3 protein-coding genes and 1 pseudogene are annotated in these 6,336 nt (G+C 34.8%); all 4 read right to left on the bottom strand.

What is annotated here, in order from left to right; all coding sequences use genetic code 11:
• The coding region (locus ACHABW_RS21790; RefSeq protein ID WP_435758533.1) for a hypothetical protein at positions 1 to 1,495 on the bottom strand (1,495 nt) is incomplete at its 3' end.
• A 757-nt stretch (positions 1,496 to 2,252) separates the two neighbouring features.
• A complete protein-coding gene (locus ACHABW_RS21785) occupies positions 2,253 to 3,689 on the bottom strand; it encodes a glycoside hydrolase family 1 protein (RefSeq protein ID WP_435758531.1) in 1,437 nt (478 codons plus the stop codon).
• Positions 3,690 to 4,037: 348 nt separating this feature from the next.
• Positions 4,038 to 5,171, bottom strand: coding sequence for an NtaA/DmoA family FMN-dependent monooxygenase (locus tag ACHABW_RS21780; protein ID WP_435758537.1), 1,134 nt, complete (start codon positions 5,169 to 5,171; stop codon positions 4,038 to 4,040).
• A 30-nt stretch (positions 5,172 to 5,201) separates the two neighbouring features.
• Positions 5,202 to 6,219 (bottom strand): annotated as a pseudogene (locus ACHABW_RS21775) (LLM class flavin-dependent oxidoreductase).
• Between the last annotated feature and the right edge of the window lie 117 nt (positions 6,220 to 6,336).

Genomic DNA, 6,336 nt, shown 5'->3' with positions numbered 1-6,336 from the left:
GTTTATTGTATATGTTCTCTTCAACGATTATCCTTAAGCCACAACATACAAAAGCAATATCATAATTCACATTTTCTTTAAACACACCAAGTTCATTTATTGCTACCCGCCTAAAATCTGTTGCTTCAAAAACTAAAGGATCAACATTTCTATCTTTTAAAAAATTTTTCTCATTAGTGGTATGGGTATGAAAATGCAAAAAATATTTTGCAATATTATCATTATCCCCTCTATCTTTCAATAAATTATTTATTTTATATTTATTTACAATATTCATTTCGCTATCTAAGTAGTGAGTATGCTTAACTTTAAAACAATAAGTTTTAAAATGCTGTGGGTCCAGATGTGTCAGTATTATTGGATATATCTCTTTATCTCTACTTTTAAATTCAGAAATGAAGCTATTAATAAAGTATTGAACAGCAATCAAATTTCCATCATCCATGTAATCAAATATTTCATCTATTATTAAAATACCTTTATCCTTTACCAGTTTACTTTGGGCTTCAAATAGTTTTCCAATAAAGCAAATAACATCTCTCTCTCCATTAGATATCGAATTAGCTGTTGGTAATTGTAATATTAAACTATTCCCTTTTTTCTCAGGTTTTATATTTTTCCATGTAACATCAAACGAAGATAGCATTTGCTGAAAAAGATTTTTGGCTCGAAGATATTCATTATATTTTATAATGGAATTAAAATCAGCCTTATTATTCCTGTATAAAAATATTAATTGAATTGCATTAATGTATTTTTCTACATCAGATTCAATCTCAGGAACTATTTTTTCTAATAGTTTAATAATATTATCTATTTCTTCAATCTCTTCTAACAAGGTAAAATCATTAATTCTACTTTTAAGTTGCTCTTTTGAACCACTAACGCTTTTTATATATTCCATAAATCGCTCTAATTTTCTATTTCTCTGGACAAGCTCCATTTTATCTAAACAATTCTTTATTTTCCCTACATCATCAATTACTTTTGTATCATTAATTATGCTACTAAAATTAATCAATAATTTTCTACACTCACCAAATTGTGTCTTCATATTAGTATATGAATATGCAAACATTTTTTTTGCTGGAATAGTATTAATTAAAGTAATAGGTCGAACTCCAATATTTGACTTCGTAATTGACCGCCCTGCGAAACTTCTGGTACTAGCTTCCGAATATATTTGGCTATTTATAACAAACACACTAAATTCATCAGAGATTTCATTAGCTTGGTTCGTTGCTTCTAGTATTCTTCCGTCATCTAAGGTTATGGAAATTGAAGGATCACCTTCCGATGATCCGTTATGTATATTTTCATCTTCTAAATCAATCTTATTTCTCTTTAATGAATTGAAAGCAATAGCAATAGAACTTTTTCCGAATCCATTTGGTGCTACAAATAAATTAGGTTTATTGGGTATTATTCGAAAGTTAAAGCTTTTTTCATCTATTCCTTTTATTTTCTTAATTTCTATTTTAGTTATACTGGTCATCTAACTCCCCCATCATTCGATTCGACTAATATATAGGTTTTCTGCATAACTTTAGTGTTCCCTCTTTTAAAATCAAAAAAGGGTAAAAACTTATTTAACAGGGTCCGAATCCTGTCGCAAAAACATTAAAAACATCTATTTTCTTAGAGTAATGCTACTATCTTTCTACGAAAGAATTTAGATTACTTATAGGTACATAAAGTAATCTTCATCATCATTTTAAAAAAAATGTCATATTTCTTTGTTGAAGTATATCTACTACTATTAAACTTAATCCTCGTTAGCTTAGTACATTCTTTCATAAGGTCAATAAAAGTGACGACTCTTATTGCACAGTATCCGTATACTACGCAATATAAAAGTTACTCCACAATATGGCTGTATACACAAAGAAAGGACGCAATTCTTATTACAGATTTGCGCCCGATTGTTGAAGATCATTTTTCTAATGAATTGTATCTTTGTACTGTGCAGAAAAAGGAATCTATTTTTAAAAACAGTATACAACCATAAGGATTTTCTAAATTTTATTATTTGTCACCATGTTACTAGATATCATTTACAATTTCTATTTGATAATGAATCAAGAAGCCTGGCTGGCCTTTTCCTTATAAATTACTCTTCAAAAGTACAAGTTTAGTATTATTAAAAGAAATGGACTTCCTTAAAATTGGAAGTCCATCTTTATTTATTTCCTTTTTTAAGCCCGATTTTCTACCGCTCAACCTAAGCCTATCCTAAACAAGAAGTAACCGTATTAAAGTTCTTGCCCATTTGTAGCAATAACATTTTTATACCAGAAAAACGATTTCTTTCTACTACGTTCAAATGTACCACTGCCATCATCTTGCTTATCAACATAGATATAACCATAACGCTTAGACATTTCTCCGGAAGATGCACTTACTAAGTCAATACATCCCCAAGAAGCATAGCCCATTAATTCCACGCCATCGTCAACTGCCTCGCCCATCGCTCTAATGTGTTCTCTTAGATAATCAATACGATAATCATCGTTAATGCTTCCATCTTTTTCAACCTTATCATAGGCACCTAATCCGTTTTCAACTACGAATAAAGGCACTTGATAACGCCCATATAATTCATTTAAAGCAATACGAAGACCAACTGGGTCAATCTCCCATCCCCAATCACTAGCTTCTAAGAATGGATTTTTCACACCACCAATTAAATTACCTTGACCGATCTCTTCAGGTGTTTTATGCTTTTTGTCAGTACGAGACATATAGTAACTTAATGAAATGAAATCAACCGTGCCTTCTTTAATTAACTCAAGGTCTCCATCTTCCATTTTGATATTGATATTGTTCTCGCTGAAATAACGGTCAATAAAGCTTGGATATTCACCACGAACCTGAACATCTCCGCAGAAATTATTGAAAATACGTGCCTCTTGCTGTGCATACAACACATTTTCAGGGTTACTGTCAAAAGAATAAACAGGTGCATAGATCAACATACATCCAATTTGTGAACCAGGAATAATTTCATGGCCTAGTTGTACAGCTTTGGCACTTGCAACAAATTGATGATGAAGTCCTTGGAAACTGTCTTGAAGGCGTGTTCCTTCACTTTCAGGTGAAAAACCGAGTCCGAACAACGGCATGTGTGTAGCACCATTTATTTCATTAAATGTTAACCAATATTTCACTTTATCTTTGTAGCGATTAAAAAGCACGGTTACATAACGCTCAAAGAATTCAACCAATTTACGATTTCTCCATCCACCATATTCTTTGATCAGGTATAGTGGGGTTTCATAGTGCGCGATCGTTACTAATGGTTCAATATTGTATTTTGCCAGTTCATCAAACACGCGGTCGTAGAAAGCTAGTCCTTCTTTGTTTGGCTCTAATTCATCACCGTTTGGAAAAATACGAGACCAAGCAATACTCATACGAAACGTTTTGAATCCCATTTCTGCGAATAAGGCAATATCTTCTTTATAGCGATGATAGAATTCAATACCCACGTGATTCGGATACGTATATTTTGATTCGTCGATATCAAAATCAAATCCAGTCGATGATAAAATCTTTAATCTGTTCTCTTTTCCTCCAGGTAGTACATCGGCTAAATTAAGCCCTTTTCCACCCTCTTGATATGCACCTTCTAGTTGGTTAGCAGCAGTTGCACCGCCCCATAGGAATCCTTCTGGAAATTTAACTGTCATTGCTCATCACCTCATAAAAATATTTTTCTTCTTATTATTCTCTTCTCGTTATAAAAAACCCACTCGCTTACCATTAAAAGCAATGTTTTTCTAATAAAAAAACCTTTGTTAGAAATATGATAGCAACCATTAACTAAGTACAATCAAGGCATTATACCGATCGTTCACAAGAAAATTAATGGCGATTGGAATAAGTCCCCAATGTAATCCAAAAATAAATGGGTGAGATACTGTTAGAGTTTACCTAATCAATATTCTAAGTTGTGATTATGAAATAAATTTGTAATTCCATAAATTTTTTAATAGTTAATCAAAATAAAATATAGTTCGCTTTAGTTCCCGGCTTTCTTATTCTAGTGAGTATCTATTTGGGGGATAAGGTAAACCCAAATTACCACGTAAAGTGTTTGATTCATATTCCTTACGAAAAATTCCCTTTTCTTGTAGAATAGGAACGACTAAATCAATAAAGTCATCAAATCCTGAAGGGTGCTCTTGTCTTATCAGCAATACATCCATCGCACCTGCCTCGTACCAGTTTTGTATTTGTTCTGCTACTCTTTCTGCAGAACCAAAAAATTTCGGCTTTGGTATTCGATAGATAGGCATTAGTGACTGCAGCTCTTGAAATTTTTCTTCTGCTTCTTTTTCTGTCCGTCCTACAATCGGGTTATGTGACGGCATAATCATCAAATCATTAGGCGAACGGCCTTCTAAGGTTACTCTTCTTTTTAACTCTTTACTGAATGCTTTAGCATCCTCTAACACTTCAATACCAATGAATACACCGTCGGCATGCTTCGAGGCAATATTCATGAAATCCGGAGAGGTACCGGCTTGAAAAATAACCGGTCTTCCTTGTCTGGAACGGCTAATATTTAACGGACCATCCACGGAAAAATAGTTTCCTCTATAATTTAGAGCATGCATTTTTCGTGGATCTAAGAATACTCCGCTTTTTTTATCCCGTATAAAAGCGTCATCCTCATAGGAGTCCCAAAGACCTTCGACAATCTCTAAAAACTCTTTTTTCATTGGATACAAGTCTGCTTTAGTAAAATGAGTGCGACTATAATTTGCTAGTCCTCCTGGATTAGAAGTGACGGCATTCCATCCTGCTCGGCCCTTACTGATTTTATCAAGAGAAGCCATTTGACGGGCAACAGTGAATGGATCCGCATAGGAAGTTGCAATTGTTGCAGTAAGCCCAATTGAATGAGTCACCATGCTTAAGGCCGATAAAATACTTACACCTTCAAACATACTGAGATAATGTGGAATCATACCCGTTCCAATATGGCTGACGTCAGCTAAAAAGATCATGTCAAACTTTCCTTCTTCTAATCTTTTAGCTTTTTGTACATAGTATTCAATGCTCTCGCTGGCATTAGCTGGCATAGCTGGGTGACGCCAACCCATGTAATTAAAACCTACTCCATCTACAATCGCTCCAATTTTAAGTTGTTTTTTTCTTTCATTAATTCCACCTTCTTTTCATTCTATACTTGTTCGCTATTTAGATTTTAGATCAAATTCTTCTGCCAGTAGTTGGTATCCTTTTAGTCTGCTTTCTTGACTAGGATAAAAATCAGCTATCATGATTTCATCAACTAAGGCTGCTTTTGCCATCTGCCTTAATTGGCGAGCTACGTCATTGACACCCCCAATCACAAACCGATCTTTATTAGCATTTCGAGCAGCCTCTTCCTCCGGTGAATAGATATGGGCTTGGGCTTCTTCCAACGTTGGAAATGAAAGATCTCGTGAACCTGTTGCCATTCTTGCCCACATTAATTCCAATGGTCCTGCCAAATATTTTGCCTCTTCTTCTGTTTCTGCTGAAATGACTCCAATTGCTAACATGCTTTTTGGCTCTTTCATATAGATAGATGGATTGAAATTTTCACGATATAAACGAAGCATTGGAATAGCTAATCTAGGTGCTAAGTGGGCTGCAAACACAAAACCGAGCCCTTTATCTATAGCGAACTGTACGCCGCCCTGGCTGGAACCTAACATATAAATATCTGGCACTAACGATTGATCACCCGGGGGTGTAATATTACTAAAAGGGTGAGTCTTTGGAAAGTCTCGAGAAAAAAATGAAAGTAAGTCCTCCAACTGTTCCGGGAAATCATTGGCGGCAAGAGCTTCCCGTGACCGCTGTAAGGCCCACGCAGTCACTCCATCAGTTCCAGAAGCTCTTCCTATTCCAAGATCTATCCGTCCAAGCTTCAAGTAAGGTAAAGTTTTCAACGACTTTAAAGGGACTATGGTTAGGTAACATAATTCCCCCAGAACCTACACGTATATTTTTAGTGTGTGAAGCTGCATGAACACTTAACAGATCTGGAGCTGTACTAATTTGACTAGTCGTGTTGTGGTGCTCCGTAAACCAGTATCTGGTATACCCCAACTTCTCGGCTAATTGGACCATCTTTGTTGAATTCTTTAGACTTTCAGTAGAATTACTGCCCTGATAAATATGAACAAAATCTAATATAGATAATCTTAAATTTTGTTCATTCATTCTTGAATTCATTGATTATACTCCTTCTAAATAAAAATTCAGATATATATATCCCTACACGATTTGGGAAACTCAGCATAATCCGCGCATGAACTCATACCTTCCCCTCGCTACAGT

The organism is Salipaludibacillus sp. CF4.18 (genome assembly GCF_051262595.1).
GTDB lineage: Bacteria > Bacillota > Bacilli > Bacillales > Salisediminibacteriaceae > Salipaludibacillus > Salipaludibacillus neizhouensis.
This window is presented reverse-complemented; position numbering and strand designations above follow the sequence as displayed.